11 protein-coding genes are annotated in these 16,764 nt (G+C 34.0%); 1 reads left to right on the top strand and 10 read right to left on the bottom strand.

The window, feature by feature from the left end; all coding sequences use genetic code 11:
- Positions 1-5: 5 nt before the first annotated feature.
- The 6 genes from H8R24_RS13595 to H8R24_RS13570 form a co-directional block, all read right to left on the bottom strand.
- Positions 6-1,736: an ATP-binding protein gene (locus H8R24_RS13595; RefSeq protein WP_187019979.1), complete on the bottom strand. Its 1,731-nt coding sequence runs from the start codon at positions 1,734-1,736 to the stop codon at positions 6-8.
- 134 nt (positions 1,737-1,870) lie between these two features.
- Positions 1,871-3,607, bottom strand: a complete 1,737-nt coding sequence (locus H8R24_RS13590) for an ATP-binding protein (protein ID WP_187019976.1) — start codon at positions 3,605-3,607, stop codon at positions 1,871-1,873.
- Between the two features lie 193 nt (positions 3,608-3,800).
- The gene (locus tag H8R24_RS13585) at positions 3,801-5,069 is read right to left on the bottom strand and encodes an MFS transporter (RefSeq protein WP_187019973.1); all 1,269 of its coding nucleotides are present in this window, start codon (positions 5,067-5,069) and stop codon (positions 3,801-3,803) included.
- A gap of 166 nt (positions 5,070-5,235) precedes the next feature.
- Complete coding sequence (locus H8R24_RS13580) at positions 5,236-6,429, bottom strand: 2-methylaconitate cis-trans isomerase PrpF family protein (RefSeq protein ID WP_187019971.1); 1,194 nt, start codon at positions 6,427-6,429, stop codon at positions 5,236-5,238.
- A 10-nt stretch (positions 6,430-6,439) separates the two neighbouring features.
- Positions 6,440-7,951 (bottom strand): FAD-dependent tricarballylate dehydrogenase TcuA, encoded by a 1,512-nt coding sequence (gene tcuA / locus H8R24_RS13575; protein ID WP_187019968.1) that lies wholly within the window; start codon positions 7,949-7,951, stop codon positions 6,440-6,442.
- Positions 7,952-8,035: 84 nt separating this feature from the next.
- On the bottom strand, positions 8,036-10,771 hold the full coding sequence (locus H8R24_RS13570; RefSeq protein WP_187019966.1) for a TonB-dependent receptor: 2,736 nt from the start codon (positions 10,769-10,771) through the stop codon (positions 8,036-8,038).
- 301 nt (positions 10,772-11,072) lie between these two features.
- Here H8R24_RS13570 and H8R24_RS13565 point away from each other — a divergent pair, with 301 nt between their 5' ends.
- Complete coding sequence (locus H8R24_RS13565; protein WP_187019963.1) at positions 11,073-12,530, top strand: type 2 periplasmic-binding domain-containing protein; 1,458 nt, start codon at positions 11,073-11,075, stop codon at positions 12,528-12,530.
- Between the two features lie 107 nt (positions 12,531-12,637).
- On the opposite strand, the gene rplT is transcribed toward H8R24_RS13565, so the two are convergent.
- The 4 genes from rplT to thrS all read right to left on the bottom strand — a co-directional run bounded on the left by rplT (position 12,638) and on the right by thrS (position 15,970).
- The gene (gene rplT / locus H8R24_RS13560; RefSeq protein ID WP_187019961.1) at positions 12,638-12,982 is read right to left on the bottom strand and encodes a 50S ribosomal protein L20; all 345 of its coding nucleotides are present in this window, start codon (positions 12,980-12,982) and stop codon (positions 12,638-12,640) included.
- A 175-nt stretch (positions 12,983-13,157) separates the two neighbouring features.
- Positions 13,158-13,355 (bottom strand): 50S ribosomal protein L35, encoded by a 198-nt coding sequence (rpmI, locus tag H8R24_RS13555; RefSeq protein WP_022827375.1) that lies wholly within the window; start codon positions 13,353-13,355, stop codon positions 13,158-13,160.
- Positions 13,356-13,449: 94 nt separating this feature from the next.
- Entirely contained in the window at positions 13,450-14,007 is a 558-nt protein-coding gene (gene infC / locus H8R24_RS13550) for a translation initiation factor IF-3 (protein ID WP_369754072.1), read from the bottom strand.
- Positions 14,008-14,023: 16 nt separating this feature from the next.
- Positions 14,024-15,970 carry a threonine--tRNA ligase gene (gene thrS / locus H8R24_RS13545; RefSeq protein ID WP_187019958.1) on the bottom strand — a complete coding sequence of 649 codons (1,947 nt, stop codon included), beginning with the start codon at positions 15,968-15,970 and terminating at the stop codon, positions 14,024-14,026.
- Positions 15,971-16,764: the final 794 nt, after the last annotated feature.

Below are 16,764 nucleotides of genomic sequence, written 5' to 3'. Positions count from 1 at the left end.
ATGGATTAGGATGGAATGCTAATATTGACATGGAATCCTTTGTTAAGTGATGAGTCAAAAGTAATGGTTCCGTTGATAGCTTCAATACGGTTTTCCACATTTTGAAGACCATTTTTCGTTTTTATGTTTTGAAGGTTGACCCCAAGTCCGTTGTCAGTATATTTAATAGTGATTGTTTTATGGTTTGGTTCGAATGTAATTATGGCCAGACTGCACTGACTGTGCTTTTTCATATTGACAAGCAGTTCTTGGATGATTCTATATAAGGTGATTTTTTTCTCTGCTGTTACTGAGTGCCATTCGATTTGATTACTATTATTGACTATTACATTAGTGGAAGCGGTAGTAAATCCAGACATCATTTCTTTTAACTGTTCTGTGAAATGTATTCCAGTTTCTATATTGCCATTTTCTTTTGATATGTTGCGGGTACGCGCATAAATAGCATCCATGTTTTGAAGTAGTAGTTCTTTGTTATCGGGAGCAGATAAATCTTGTGTTTCGGTAAACTTCATCATTTGATAGACATCATTTGCGAGCTCATCGTGTAATTTTTTTGCTATTTGAATCTCCGTAATATAAGAAGCTTGTATTTTCTCTCGTCTGTTTTTTACTCTTAGATAGTAATAAATAAATGCGGTTGCTATTAAAAGAACTAAAATTAGTAAATACAAGCCTTCAGTTTTTGTTTTTTGAATTTCTAATTGTAAAAGGTTTGCAGCCTTTTGTTCTTTAAGTCTAATGTTCTCCTCCTTTTCCTTCTTGGAATCGTATTTTATTTTTGCAAAGCTATTTTTGGCATGTAAGCGTGCCTTTGTCAAACTGTCGTTGAGTGTAATATATAATGTTGAGTATTTTTTAAGTTGAGAGCCATCAGTGATGTTGATTAATTGCTTTAATGATTCTAGACGAAAATCAACAGAGTTTACTTTAGTAGCCCGCTGATAATATATTAAAGCATATTTTTTGGCCTTTTTTGTATTTATTTCTTTATAGTAATCAGATAAGGCGCTGTAAGTACTAATGATACCCCAGTCATCTTTTATTGATAATTTTATTCTTAAGGCTTTCTCTAAGTATGGAAGGGCTTTATTACTTTTTTTTAACATATAGCAATAACCAGTATTTGTTAGTATTCTTGAGTAAGTTTCGGGCTCATTGTAAACTTCTTTCTGAGTTAATAATACCTTGTACATAGATAAGGCTTCGTCGGTTTTCCCTATCTGAGTCAAAACAAATGCAACATTGTTTTCCATGTTTGCTTTGTCTAGTAAATCGGTTTTAGTATTAATTGTTTTTTTAAAATAATAGATCGCATTTTTGTACTCGTAAGTACATAAATAATTTTTAGCAAGGGTATGATAGATGTTTGCCTCACCATATAAAAATTTGTGCTTGTTGCCTAGGTAGGGTAGGGCTTCAACACTTGTATTTTCACTACCTGTGTAATCCCCTCTATTGGTTTGTATGAATGATATCATAGCTAATGCATGTATGATTCTTGATGTATCTTGAACTTGTTCAGCGGCATTTCTCGCTTTGTTGTAATAGTAATAGGAACTATCAAATTCTTGCTTTTGATATAGGTCTTGCCCTTTTTCGAGGAGTTTATTGATTGGAGTTAAGTCTATCTTTTTAGTGATAGTTTGGACTTTATTATCACAGGATATTAGTACTGTAAGTGTAAATAATACGAGTAAAATTTGTTGGAGTATAGGTCTTTGAGTACGTGGCATTATGCGAATTTACTGATTTATCTTTAATTTTAAAAATAACGGTATCGATAGGCGTGCTTATTTTGGTTGCTATACGATCCTATAAATATTGAGCTGATAGTCTGTTTTGCTTATCTTTTTTTTAAACACGAATTTTAAACAGGGAATTGAATTCTAATTTTTATTCCTTTTTGGGATGTTAGATCGTACACTATTGTTCCTTTTACTTGTTCAATACGATTTTCTATATTTTGGAGACCATTTTTTTTAAAGACGGGTTTGGTTTTAATTCCTATACCATTGTCACTGTAGTGGAGTAATAGGTTGTCTTTTTCCATTTGTAATGAAACAACTGCAACAGTCGATTTACTATGCTTTTTCATATTAACTAGTAGTTCTTGTATCACGCGATACAATGTGATTTTTTTGGTGTCTTCTATAGTATACCACTCAATGTTTTCGATACCAGAACTTAGTATAGATGTGCTGGAGGTGTTAAAGTCAGCCATCATATCTTTTAGTTGTTGTTTAAAATGTGTTCCAGTTTCTATATTGCCGTTTTCTTTTGATATGTTACGGGTGCGCGCATATATAGTATCTATGTTTTGAAGTAGTAGTGCTTTATTATCAGCAGTTGATAAATCTTGAGTTTCGGCAAATTTCATCATTTGATAGACATCATTTGCGAGCTCATCGTGTAATTTTTTTGCTATTTGAATCTCCGTAATGTATGAAGCTTTGATTTTTTCTCGTCTGTTTTTTACTCTTAGATAGTAATAAATAAATGCGGTTGCTATTAAAAGAACTAAAATTAGTAAATACAAGCCTTCAGTTTTTGTTTTTTGAATTTCTAATTGTAAAAGGTTTGCAGCCTTTTGTTCTTTAAGTCTAATGTTTTCCTCCTTTTCCTTCTTGGAATCGTATTTTATTTTTGCAAAGCTATTTTTGGCATGTAAGCGTGCCTTGGTTATACTGTCGTTGAGTGTAATATATAATGTTGAGTATTTTTTGGTTTGTATTCCAGTACTTGCATGTATTAGATGTTTTAAAAATTCTAACTTTGTATTTGGGTCAATATGTTTAATTTCATTTGATATTTGATAACCCTCTAAAGCATATTCCTTTGATAGGGGTTTGTTTTTAAATTGGAAATAGGTGGCTAAATGATCACAACTCCCAATTATACCCCAATTGTCTTTTGTTTTTTTTCTGATCTGATACGCTTTGTTTAAATAGTATAATGCTTGTGGATTATTTGTTTTGTCATAGGCATGACCTAAATTAGATAAGATGTTGGTGTAGGCTTGTGTAGTTATATCAGTTTCTTTTATTTTTAATAACGGGATTAGCGTTTCTATGGCCTTGTTAAATTCTTTCTTTTCATTACAGGCAATGCTAATGTTGCTAAACATTGCTGCTTTTGTAGTCTCGTCTGTTTTAGAATTTATGGCCTTTTTGAAGTAGTAGATGGCTTTGTCATTGTCCAATGTTAAAAGATAATTATTGCCTAGGCCAATATAGATGTTTGTTTCTCCAAATAAAAATTTGTGCTTGTTACCTAGGTAGGGTAGGGCTTCAACACTTGTGTTTTCACTACCTGTGTAATCCCCTTTATTGGTTTGTAGTTCAGACATCCAGGCTAATGCATGTATGATTCGTGATGTATCTTGAACTAGCTCTGCTTCATTCCTTGCTTTGTTGTAATAGTAATAGGAACTATCAAACTCTTGCTTAGTGAACAACTCATGTCCTTTTTCTAGTAGCTTATTGATGGCAGTTAAGTCCTTTTTTATGGTAGTAGGTTTGGTTTCCTTTTTACAGGATATGGCTACTGTAAAAAGGAGTAATAGTAGTGTGGTTGGTAGTAATAATGGTTTTTGAGTACGTGGCATTATGCGAATTTACTGATTTATTTTGAATTCTGAAAATAACCAAACCATCATTTTTTTGTATTTAAGAGAGTTATTTTTAAACACAAAAAAACCCTAATCTTGCGATTAGGGTTTAAATAAAAAGGTACATTTTAATTCCTTAAATACTGTTTTTGTATTTTAATAACATTATTTAAATCAGTTGCTTAGTTTTTTATTCTGATACGATCTCTAATTCTTCATTATCTAATATTGGTTTGTTAGCATCAATTCGTAACCATAAAAATCCACCAAGTATAACGATACAACCAATTAATCTAACAGGAATTTCATAACTATCTGTAGCTGTAAGAATGTACCCGAATGCAATCGCCATTACAACTGAGCCTAATTGTCCGGCCATTCCCATTGTTCCAGAAACAGCTCCTGCATTTTTACCTCCAATTTCTGTGGCTACAGCCCAAGCAACTGGCAAAGTGAAATCTTTAAATGCTAGACCTAAACCAAGTAAAATTATGGACACTGTATTGTCTTCGGCATAAGTTCCAAGTAACATGCAGATTCCAGCCATTACTAACCCAAACATTCCGACATATCTTCTACCAAAGGTTAATCCTTTTCTTTTTACAAAATAATCAGAAGCAAAACCACCAGCCAAACAACCAGCCATTCCAAACACAAAAGGTAATGAAGTCATCCATCCTAAATCCTCATCAGGAATACCACGGCCATTTCTTAAATATTTAGGCATCCATGACATATAAAAATACGCTCCATATAATAAACAGTGGTACATTCCCATTAGTGCCCATAAATTACCGTTTTTTACAATGACACGTAAAGGTAATAAGGTGTGTTTTGATTTTTTTAAGTTTCTTCCAGCATTTATTAAAGTAACTTCTTCATCACTTATATTTTTAATTTCACTAGGTTCGTCTCTGAACCAAAAGAACCAAACTGTAGCCCAAATAATTCCTAGTGTACCAAAGATATAAAATACACTTCTCCAGCCAAATAAATTAGCTAACCAAAGTGAGATGATTGGTGCCAATGCTCCTCCAAAACGACTTCCCATCCACATTACAGATTGTACTCTTCCTCTTTCTATAGCAGGAAACCATCTTGCAATTACGACTGATGCCGTAGGGAAAGCTCCAGCTTCTCCAGCGCCAAATAAAAAGCGTACAATTATTAAAAAGTAGAACCCAGTTGCCCATCCTGTAAGTATAGTGAATAGAGACCACAGTAATATTATTCGGAATAAAGTAACTCTTGGCCCAAATTTATCTACTAAAATACCTGTTGGAATTTCAAATAGGCCATAGGCAAGTGAAAATGCACTCAAAATATATCCCCATTGGATATCGGTTAATCCTAAGTCACCAATGATATATTTTTCTAAAGAAGAGATAGAGTTTCTATCTAAATAGGTAATTACTGCGAAGACAAATAATAGCAGTACTAGCTGAAATCTTTTTTTCATGATATGTTTTTATAATTTTAATATTTTTTAAATGTCTAGGGAACCTCAATAAATAGTGACATAAATCTTAAAGACCGACTGCGTATTGAAATTCAGAAGTAGTATTTTCTTTGTGAAAAGTTAATAATTGTGTGTACTCTTAATTGAGTAAGCTTATTTTGAACGGCTAATAAAATACGCGTCCCTCCATTATTTTTCTCACTGTTCTGATCATTCCCGCTTTTTTAACATTGATTTCACCATTTACAGTCTCCAATTCAATATTTACTTCAATTACACCTGACGGATGTTCGATAATAATCATTTCGGTTGGTTGGTTGTTTGTTATCCCTATTTCAGATGCAATAGTTCCTTTTATTTTTAAGGCTGTCGCAATACAAATCGCTCCAGTAACAGCATGTGATTGGTGTAAGGTTTTAGGTGTAAGATAACGTGAAGTAATGTTGTTACCTTCTGTTCTAGGTTTTGATAGTATTCCTATTTTGGGAAGTACACTATTTGAAACATCACCCATACCAGCTCTTAAACCGGCTTCTAATCTCATTTTTTCAAGTCTCTCCATTAATTCAGGATGGTTTGCAAAAAAGTCGTCTTTCTCATCTCCTTCAATTCCTAAATCTTTAGCATTAACAAGCATCATAACTGATCCAGCATCTAGTATTGAGCAGTTTATACCATTAATAATCTCTTTTTTATTGCCAGTGGGGAATAATTTTCCTGTTTTCCCACCTACTTGATCAAATAAATTCATTACAACTGCTGCTGCAGTTCCAGGAACTCCATCTATTTTCATAGTTCCATCATACACTACTTTTCCGTTTGGGGTTTGTACAATTTCTTCAATTACAGAGTTGGTATTGATGTTATATACCATTACAGTGGTGGTAGGAGTTGTTGCTTTTACCCATCCTTTTTCAATTGCAAAAGGGCCAACACCTGCCATCATATTTCCACATGGGGGAGAGGTGTCTACTGTAGGACTAGTTATATCTACCTGAGCAAATAAATAATCTACATCGATTCCTTTTCTTTTTGAAGGTTCGGCCATTACCACTTTACTGGTTACCGTTTCTACAGCACCCAAACCGTCGATTTGTTTTGGATCTGGAGAACCCATAACTGTCAAGATAATTTTATCTCTTTGTTTTATATCCTGCGGTAAATCTCTCATGTCAAAAAAAGGGCCTTTTGATGTGCCTCCTCTCATATAAGTAGCGGCTATTGAGTTTGAATCTTTTTCTTGAACAATAGGATGTGTCGATTGACAGCTTACAGCTGAAAATAAATAAAGTACCAATACACATAAAACGGTGTAGGATTGGTTGACTTTAATAAAAGCTTCTGATGTTGATTTTGTCATTTTTATTGTATTATAATGTTGTACAAAATTTAGCTGCACTTTTCCCAGCATATCTACCAAAAAGTGAACCTGATGTAAGTCCTGAACCTCCAGGATAACCATAAAAGAATAATCCTCCTACCATTTCGCCACAGGCATATAGCCCAGGAATAACATTCCCATTTGTGTCGATGACTTCCGCTTTTTTATTGACTTTTAAACCGCCATATGTAAAGGTGATTCCGGCAGTAACGGGATACGCCCTAAAAGGAGCTTGGTCAATTGTAGTTGCCCAATTTGTTTTATTTAATACCAATCCCTTTGTTGATTTCCCGTCTTTAATAGTAGGGTCAAAAGCAGTACTTTTATCTACAGAAGCATTATAGGATTTGATAGTTTTCAATGCTGATTGTTGATCAATATCTTCAATTTGTTCTAATAAAGCTTCAATTGTATCTGCTTCATAAAAAGAGGCATCGTTAGTTTTGTATTCACTGTAGAGTATATCAAAATTTTTCTTATCGAAAAATTGCCAAGCAATAGAGTTGGGCTGTTCCAAAACCGCTTTGCCAAATTGAGCATAAGTGTAGTTTCTAAAATCAAGTCCTTCATCAACAAAACGGTTGCCTTCTTGATTGAGCATTATTCCAAATAGGTAGCTGATTTTTCTATAGTGCTTACGTTCAATATGTGGTAAGTTGAGATTTCCATAATCAGGCATAAATCGGTCCATTGGTACAGCATGGCAACCTGAAAAATTTCCACTTAAAACGGCTCCAAGTTTTTGAGCCATTTCTATTCCTTTACCCATATTATGGCGAGTCCCTCTAACTTTGGCTTTTCCCCAATCTGGACCCAAGTATTTTTCACGAAGTTCTTTATTAGATTCAAAACCGCCACAACCAAGAACTACAGTTTTACAATTTAGGACTGTTTCATTTCCATCTAATAAACATTTTATACCAGAAATTTGATTGTTTGTCTGGATTATCTCTAATGCTTCGCAATTGTAAATTAACGCCCCGCCTAATGATAGAAACTCTTTGCGTTCATCACTAACTAATCCGTCTCCTTCACCTTCAGCTTCTAAAGTTAATCCTCCCCAAAAAATATATTTTCCGTCTTTTATGAAACTTTGTCTGGAATAAATTGGATCAAATTTAATATTATGACTTGCTAGCCATTGAATTGTATCTAGACTATTCTCGACAAGAAACTCTTGTAATTCGGCCAAGGGTTCGCCTTCGTTAAAGTGTAGAAGGTCAGCTTTGAATTTTTCTTTGGTATAACTTCCAAAATCCGTGTTTGCAATTCGTTCTTCCGTTGGGTTTTTTAATAAATTCATCAGATCCTCATTCGAATCATAAGCAAATCGCATAGCTCCAGCGGTGTATCTACTATTTCCGCCCCATTCTTTTTCATCTGCTTTTTCAATGATCAACACATTCTGGTTAGTTTCCAAAGCAGAAATCCCAGCACAAAGAGCAGCGTTTCCGCTACCAATTATTATAACATCGTATATCTTATTTAGAATTGCATTCATATAATGTTGTATTACAGTTAAAGCTTTTAATTTAATAACGAAGTCAAAGAAGAAATGCGGGGTTTTTACACCCCGCTATTTCAATTAAAAAGTATAGTTTACAGATAAATTCATAAATCTACCTTGCGTTCCAAACTGGTTAGTTCTTCTTGAGTATACAACTTCATTTGTTGTTTGTGGTTTTTCCAATAAATCAGGATATCTGTCAGTCAAATTATTAACTCCTGCAGTAAGCGATAAGTTTTTTAACACTTTTGCAGTAATTGAAATATCTAATAGTGTTTTAGACGAAAAAACTTGGTATTGGATCGCGTTAGGATCTGTCGGTACAACAGCTAAAGTGGCTAATGGATCAGAAACTTTTCCAAATGTTGAAGCTCTAAACATGAATCCAAAATCTTTATATGTATAATTGAAAGAACTAATTAATTTACTTTTTGGTTGTCCATCTGTTATATATAAAGCAGCAACATCATCAACTACTTCTATTCCCGTAGACGTTTTTCTTTTTTCACGTATTGAAGTATCGTTATTTGAGTATGCTACATTTACAGTAACTTTATTATTAATGTTGATGTTTCCTTTATAACCAGCTACAATTTCAATTCCTTTAGTTCTAGTATCAATTGCGTTCACAAATACGTTGGCAGTGTTAGGAAATCCTGCTGCTTTAAATTCAGGTATTCCTGATACGTCAATTCCTCCTGAAAGTAAAATTCGGTTATCTACGTCGATTGTATATACATCAGCAGTTAATGTGAAGTTTTTTCCAATTTTAGAGGTAACACCATAAGAAATATCATAAGACGTTTCTTTGTCTAAACCATTAATACCTAATTTAGTTGCTAAAAAGGAGTCAACAGGAATAATAGGGTTTATGATAGAATTTCCCGCATTGTCAAATGAAATGTTAACGTAATTACTATAATGCGCTTGCGTAATCGACGGAGCTCTAAAACCTCTACTAAATGAACCTCTAATAGATACAGGTTCAGCTAGTTTTATTCTTGAATTTACTTTATAAGTAAAATCAGATCCAAAATCACTATAGTTTTCGCCTCTAATTGCTGCACCTACTAAGATTGCTTTTGTAAGATCACTTTCTAGTTCAGTATACACACCTACGTTTGTTCTATTCCATTTACCAGCTGTAGCAGCGCTAAAACCTTCACGTCCACTTGAACCAACATCTTTAGTTTGGTAATCGGGTCCTACTTCATAAGAAGCTGGATCTCCTGCAATTTGCTCAAAAACTTCTGTTCTCAATTCTGTTCCCGCTGCAAAACTTAAGTTCGGGTAAGAATCTTTATAAAATGATTTGGAAATATCAGCATTTAATAAAGTTTGCCCAATGCGAGTAACTCCTACTTTAAATTCAGTAGGTGAAGCTGCTCCCATACTTGGATTTACAGTGTTTTCTGCATACCAGTCAACTCTATTTCCTCCTTGTGAAATACTAAAATCACTATTCCAGTCTTTTCCTATAGTTCCTTTTACTCCTCCTGTAATGTTGTAGTCTTGTAAATCTGCTGGCGCAACGGGATTGTATCCATTAGGGAAAATTGCCAACACAGAACGTTTCTTGTTTGAAGGTGCTCTTGTGAAAACTCCTGTAACTACATGTTTTGTAGTATATCCACCAAATATGTAAGCTTTAAATTTTTCGCTAATTGCCATACCTGAATTCACGAAAATCCCATAAGAAGTGTTTTTGGGTGCTCCAAGAACTGCTCTATCTAAGTCTATATTGTTTGCTTTTACTAGTGCTGCATCTTGAACAGGATCTTTTACATAAAATCCACTTGAGGCAGAATAGTAAGTTCCTGAACGGTCATATCCATCCGTATGTGCATACGATAAAGTAGTGTTTACAAATCCTTTTTCTGCTATTTTGAAACCTGCATTAGCAGAAACGTTATAGGTAAGTCCGTCTGTAGTTGTTTTAGGAGCAATTTTTCCTGTTACATCTAAATTTGGTTTTGTTAGTCCCATTCCTGTATAAACAGTTACGGTACCCCCATGATCACTATCATTTAATTCCATGTTAATTACCCCAGCAATGGCATCAGAACCATATTGTGCAGCTGCGCCATCTCTTAAAACTTCTACTCTTTTTAATGATAGTGCAGGTATTGCATTTACATCTGTTCCTGCTTGACCTTTACCAACCCCATCATTAATGGATAAGAAAGATACTTTATGACGTCTTTTGTTATTTACTAATACTAATACTTGATCTGGACCTAAACCTCTTAGTGTGGCTGGATCTACAAAGGGAGCAGAATCATTAATACCAAATTTTACCGCATTAAAGGAAGGAGCACTAAAGGTTATGGATTGACCTAAATCGGCTTGGCCAGTAGACTGTAGTTCCTTCACACTTATAATATCAACTGGTACAGGTCTTTCAGTGTCTGTTCTTGGTTTCGAAAAACGAGTTCCTACGATAACTTCGTCAAGAGAATTAGTGTCTTCTTCTAATATTATAGTTATTGTTGTGGATTTAACAATCACTTCTTGTGATTTGAACCCTATGTAAGTAATAACTAATGTTTGTCCGATGTTAGCGCTTATAGTGAAATTACCGTCTGTATCGGTATTTACAGCAGATTTACCATTTTTAATAGCAACATTAGCTCCCATAATAGGTTGTCCGCTAGCGTCTTTTATGGTTCCTTTAATTACTTCAAAAGCTTTATACAATTCAAGTGGCTTTTTATCATTTACTGTAGTAGCGGCAGACATACCGCCGGAAGTAATTAATGATAAACCCAAGCAGGCTATCAGGCAAATCTTTTTAGAATTTTCGATTTTTTTCATAAGGATAATGGTTGTTGGTTAATTGTGGTTTTCATAATTGTTGATTCCAAATGTAATTATTGTTTGTTTATTTTATTAGATGTATAAAAAAAATGGTAAATTTTAGTATTTTTCGCAAAAAAATGTTTTTTATTAAAAAACGTTTTTTTTTAAACCATTGATTTTGAGTTGTTAATATTTTTTTCGATTCTTTTTTGTTTTAACTGTTTTAATTTTTTAATTATCCTTGCACTCTTTTTTTATAATTTTAATTGTATTTTTGGCAATACAACTAGTCCTTTTATAGGTTTAAAATAAAAAAATGGCCGAAAAAAAATCATTTGAAAAAAAAATAATACCGATTAAAGAAGAGGAATTATTGTTTTTAAGAGAATCTATCATAAAAGTATATGGATCTAAAGTAGATAGTCCTGGAGATAAATCTTCATATGAGTCATTGAATAAAGATATTACCGAAAAACTAAATATAGGAGCAATTGAACAACGTCACTCTCCTGGTTTGTTGCATAAATTATTGCACGACGAAGGTCATAATAGGGATTTTATAGATACCTGTTATCGTTATATAACTGATAACAAGTATGACCGTGAGGGGTTTTTAAAAGAGAATGGATTTCATACGCAGCAATTTGATAAAGTAGAGCATAAACAAAATACTGAAAAAAGGGTTTGGAAAAAGAGATTTGTTTTTTTGGCGTCTTTTTTTGCAATTAGCATTGTTTTTGTTTCTTTTTGGTACGGCTGGTTTTTATATAATGAGTCCAATAAACCCGTAATATGGAATATGTCAACCGCATGGAACTCGGACTCCTATACTCAAAATGTGTTTTTGGAAGAGTTTGTAAATGAAGTAAAAGAAGAAACGAAAGGTAAATTGATTATCCGAATTTTACCTGACTATCAATTGCCTACTTCAAATGGTCATAATCAAAGTAAAGAAGAAGTCTTTGATGCCTTAAAGGACGGCTCTATAGAAATAATCCATTCTGGGCCAGCAATCAATTTCAGAAAATATCCTGCTGAAGTTATGTTTTCTGCCATTCCTTTCGGTAAGAACTATGAGCAAATGACTGCATGGCTTGCAAAACCTACAGTCAAAAAAGCTTTGAAATTTTTATTTATTAAAGATGGAATTCTAACTTTTGAAGGCGGGCATTCTGGAGTTCAATATGGAGGGTGGTATAAAGAACTACCGGTAGACCCTGATTTTTTTAGAGGTAAAACCATTCGTTTCGCAAATTTTGCAGGTTATCTTTTAGGACAACCATCGATTGGAGCAAAATTAAAGCCTATGCTGCGTTATCAGTTCCAAAGCATGATAGATCATATAAATTTTGATGTTGTAGAGTGGGAGAATCCTGAAGAAGATTTAAAGCTAGGCATGAATCTTAAAGGATTTAGATTTTACGACGCAAGTAACTGGAACGAACCTAATGCAATGTTTAGTTTTTGTATAAACAACGACGCTATTGTACAATTGCCTAAAGACATACAAGATAAATTACTTAGAATAATTGATAAGTATGGTAGAAAAAAAATATTCTCTGAGGATTCAGTTAAAAGGCAATTGGCAGAAAACATCATAGAGAGCACTGTTGTTCCAAATAGTCAAAGCAAAATTAAGATATTTAATATGAAGTACGATTGTCCTAAAACATATGAATTTCTAAAGAATGAGAATCAAAAGTTATTAGCCAGCTTTGTCGTAAAACATCCGGAAATAAAATGGTTGTATGATGATTACAATATGACGAAATAATTCATTATTAACTTTATTGTTGCGGACAAGTCATTAATAAAAAAACCCAATCTTTCGATTGGGTTTTTTTTTGTAAGTAAGTAATATAAATCGAGTTGATAAAACGTTTATTTTACTTTATTAAGTATTGCTTTGAAAGCTACAGGGTGGTTCATAGCCAAATCTGCAAGAACTTTACGGTTCAATTCGATATTGTTCTTTTTCACTTTACCCATGAATTGAGAATAAGACATTCCTTCCAATCTAGCTCCAGCGTTGATACGTTGAATCCATAAAGCACGGAAATTTCTTTTATTCACTTTTCTGTCACGGTAAGCGTAGCACATTGCTTTCTCTACCGCATTCTTAGCAACTGTCCAAACGTTTTTACGTCTACCAAAGAAACCTTTGGCTTGCTTCATTATTTTTTTTCTTCTTGCTCTTTTAGCAACTGAATTTACCGATCTTGGCATAATTTTTATGTGTTTTTGTAGCAGGCGGCTTGAATTGAATCAAAAGCACTTAATGGCCATACTCCAAGGTTATTTTTAAATTGTTTTAACCTAAAGAATTTAAAAAAGTGTTCAGTTTTCAGGTTTTAGTGTTCAGTACTAACTGCCTACTAAATACTGACGACTGATTACTAATTTAGATGATTCTTAATTGTTGTTTGATGCTTTTCATATCTGTTTTGTGAACTAACGCTGAGTGTGTCAAAGCTAATTTACGTTTTTTAGATTTTTTAGTCAAGATGTGACTTTTAAAAGCATGCTTTCTTTTAATCTTTCCAGAACCAGTAACTTTAAAACGTTTCTTGGCGCTAGATTTGGTTTTCATTTTAGGCATTTTTTCCTAGTGTTTTAATTTATTCTTACTTACTTATTTTTTTGCTATGAGCTTTTGGCAAATAGCTTTTAGCTAAAGGCTAACAGCCAAAAGCTTATTTCTTTTTCTTAGGAGCAATGAACATGATCATTCTCTTTCCTTCAAGAACTGGCATAGCTTCTACTTTACCATACTCTTCTAGATCCGTAGCTAATCTTAATAATAAGATTTGACCTTGATCTTTATAGATAATAGAACGGCCTTTAAAGAATACAAAAGCTTTTAGCTTAGCACCTTCTTTCAAGAATTTCTCTGCATTCTTTCTCTTAAACTCATAATCGTGCTCATCTGTTTGAGGACCAAAACGAATTTCCTTCACAGTTACCTGTGTCGATTTTGCTTTCAAGATTTTATCACGTTTCTTTTGCTCGTAAACAAATTTCTTGTAATCCATAATCTTACATACTGGCGGCTCAGCATTTGGTGAAATTTCAACTAAATCTAGTTCAAATTGATCCGCTAAACGCAAAGCTTCTGAGAGTTTAAAAACTCCAGGCTCAATGTTTTCACCTACAAGACGTACTTCTTGTATACCACGAATGTTGTTGTTGATTCTGTGGGCATCCTTTTTTTCTACGCGAGGTTGGTAACCTCTGTTGCTTCTTATTGCTATGACTTTATAATTTAAGTTAAACTGTAAATACTTTTAATGTTTTTTTAATCTCCTCATCTACAATAGCAGCAAATTCTTCTATTGTAATGGTAATATTTCCTTTTCCTTCCTGTCCATGACGACGGATAGAAATTGTTCCGTTTTTCTCTTCTTCTTCACCTACAATCAACATGAATGGGATCTTCTGCATTTCTGCATCTCTAATTTTCTTCCCAATCGTCTCGCTTCGGTTGTCTATGAGGGCGCGAATTTCGTGATTTTCTAGCAAATCTAAAACTTTTTTGGCATATATTTCATATTTCTCACTCAAAGACAAGATAATAGCCTGTTCAGGCATTAACCATAGTGGGAAATTTCCTGCTGTATGTTCTAGCAAAATGGCAATAAAACGCTCCATAGAGCCAAATGGGGCTCTGTGAATCATTACCGGTCTATGCAATTCGTTATCAGATCCTTTGTAAGTCAAATCAAAACGCTCTGGTAGGTTATAATCCACCTGAATTGTTCCTAGTTGCCATTGTCTTCCTAAGGCATCTTTTACCATGAAATCCAATTTAGGTCCGTAGAAAGCGGCTTCACCATATTCAATTACAGTGTTTAAGCCTTTATCAGCCGCAGCGTTGATAATTGCATTTTCTGCTTTCTCCCAGTTTTCGTCTGTTCCTATATATTTTTCTCTATTTTCTTTGTCCCTTAACGAAATTTGAGCAGTAAAGTTTTCAAATCCTAATGAACCAAACACATAAAGTACCAAGTCAATTACTTTCTTGAATTCTTCATCCAGTTGTTCTGGTGTACAAAAAATGTGTGCGTCATCTTGAGTAAACCCGCGCACACGAGTCAAACCGTGTAATTCTCCACTTTGTTCGTAGCGGTAAACAGTACCAAATTCAGCATAACGCTTTGGTAAATCTTTGTATGACCAAGGTCTCACGTTGTAGATCTCACAGTGGTGAGGGCAGTTCATTGGTTTCAATAAAAACTCTTCGCCTTCATGAGGTGTGCTTATCGGTTGAAAACTATCAGCACCATACTTAGCATAATGTCCAGAAGTAACATATAACTCTTTCTGACCAATATGTGGTGTAACCACTTGCTCGTAACCGGCTTTCTTTTGTGCTTTTTTCAAGAATTGCTCTAAACGTTCTCTCAATGCAGCTCCTTTAGGCAGCCATAATGGTAAACCTTGGCCTACTTTTTGAGAAAAAGCAAACAACTCTAATTCCTTACCTAATTTTCTGTGGTCTCTACGTTTTGCCTCTTCAAGCAAAAGTAAATATTCAGTTAAGTCTTTCTGTTTCGGGAATGATGTTCCGTAAACACGTGTCAATTGCTTGTTTTTTTCGTCTCCTCTCCAGTAAGCACCGGCAACACTCATTACTTTCATGGCTTTGATAATTCCGGTATTCGGAATATGACCACCGCGACATAAATCAGTAAATGTATCGTGATCGCAAAACGTAATTGTTCCGTCTTCAAGATTAGTAATCATCTCTGTTTTATAAACGTTGTCCTTGTAAATGTCTAAAGCTTCAGCCTTGGTTACCGGACGTAGTTTAAATTCATGTTTCCCTCTCGAAATTTCAAGAACGCGGTCTTCAATTTTCTTGAAGTCAGCTTCAGTGATTTTATGCTCTTCAAAATCTACGTCATAATAAAATCCATTAGCAATTGCAGGTCCAAGGGTTAACTTGATACCAGGATACATTTCCTCAAGAACTTGTGCCATCACGTGTGAAGTCGAGTGCCAAAAAGCTTTTTTTCCACCCTCGTCGTTCCAAGTATATAAAACAAGACTACCATCGGTCGTCAAAGGAGTTGATGTTTCAATCGTGGTACCATTAAAAGAAGCCGAAATTACATTTCTAGCAAATCCTTCGCTAATACTTTTAGCAACATCCATCGGAGTTACGTCTGGCGCATACTCTCTAACTGACCCATCGGGCAAAGTAATCTTAATCATTGTTTGTTAATTTAAGATTGCAAATATAAACCATTACAAAAATACATACAATATATATATAAGGTTTGTTCCATATAATATAGGTATAATATAAAAAAGAGTTGTTTTGTGCCGTCCATACTTTATCAATATAATGCTATTGATGGTTTTCAGGAGCTATTTCCTGCTATTTGCTACAATCTACCTCGCCAAAAAGGCTCGGTAGGATTTCCACTGCTATCAGGGCTAGGGCAAACTGCTCTCGATTGCATTCCGGTTTCATAGTTCGTTTTTTACTCCTATATATAAGGAGTGATTGTCTAGGATGTAAGATGGTTTAGGTAGGAGTATTGTAATCTTGTTTTATAATCTTTAGATTTCGTTTGTATAGTCCTAAGTATTTTGAAACATATAAGCTTATGTGGCTTATGTGTTTTAAAAACACATAGTGTTTCGCAATAGTAAGTCATGGTAAAAATCTGCAAAGGCTATCTTTGCTCAGGAGAGATCTGAGGAAAGGGTAATTCATTTCAGCTTATGTGAACTTCTATGTCTTATACGCTTCAAAAACCAGTAATTCTAAGTTAAGACGAGTATGAACAATGGTAAAAGTGAAACTTATATGTTTTAAAAAAACCACTGTGAACCCTAGAGGAACAATAATAAACAACAGATTATTCTTATAATTATAAAAAACGAGAAACCAGTCGCATCTTCAAGTTCTACATTTAGAGCGTTTTAAAAACAAAGTGCAAATAAATCCAATAAAAAGGGTGTGTTGAGTATTGTTTAACGGTAAAGACTCACTACTTTTG

It is taken from the genome of Flavobacterium muglaense (assembly GCF_014305155.1).
Classification (GTDB): Bacteria; Bacteroidota; Bacteroidia; order Flavobacteriales; family Flavobacteriaceae; genus Flavobacterium; species Flavobacterium muglaense.
The sequence above is the reverse complement of the archived record's forward strand: the minus strand, read 5'-3'. Positions and strand labels throughout refer to the sequence as shown.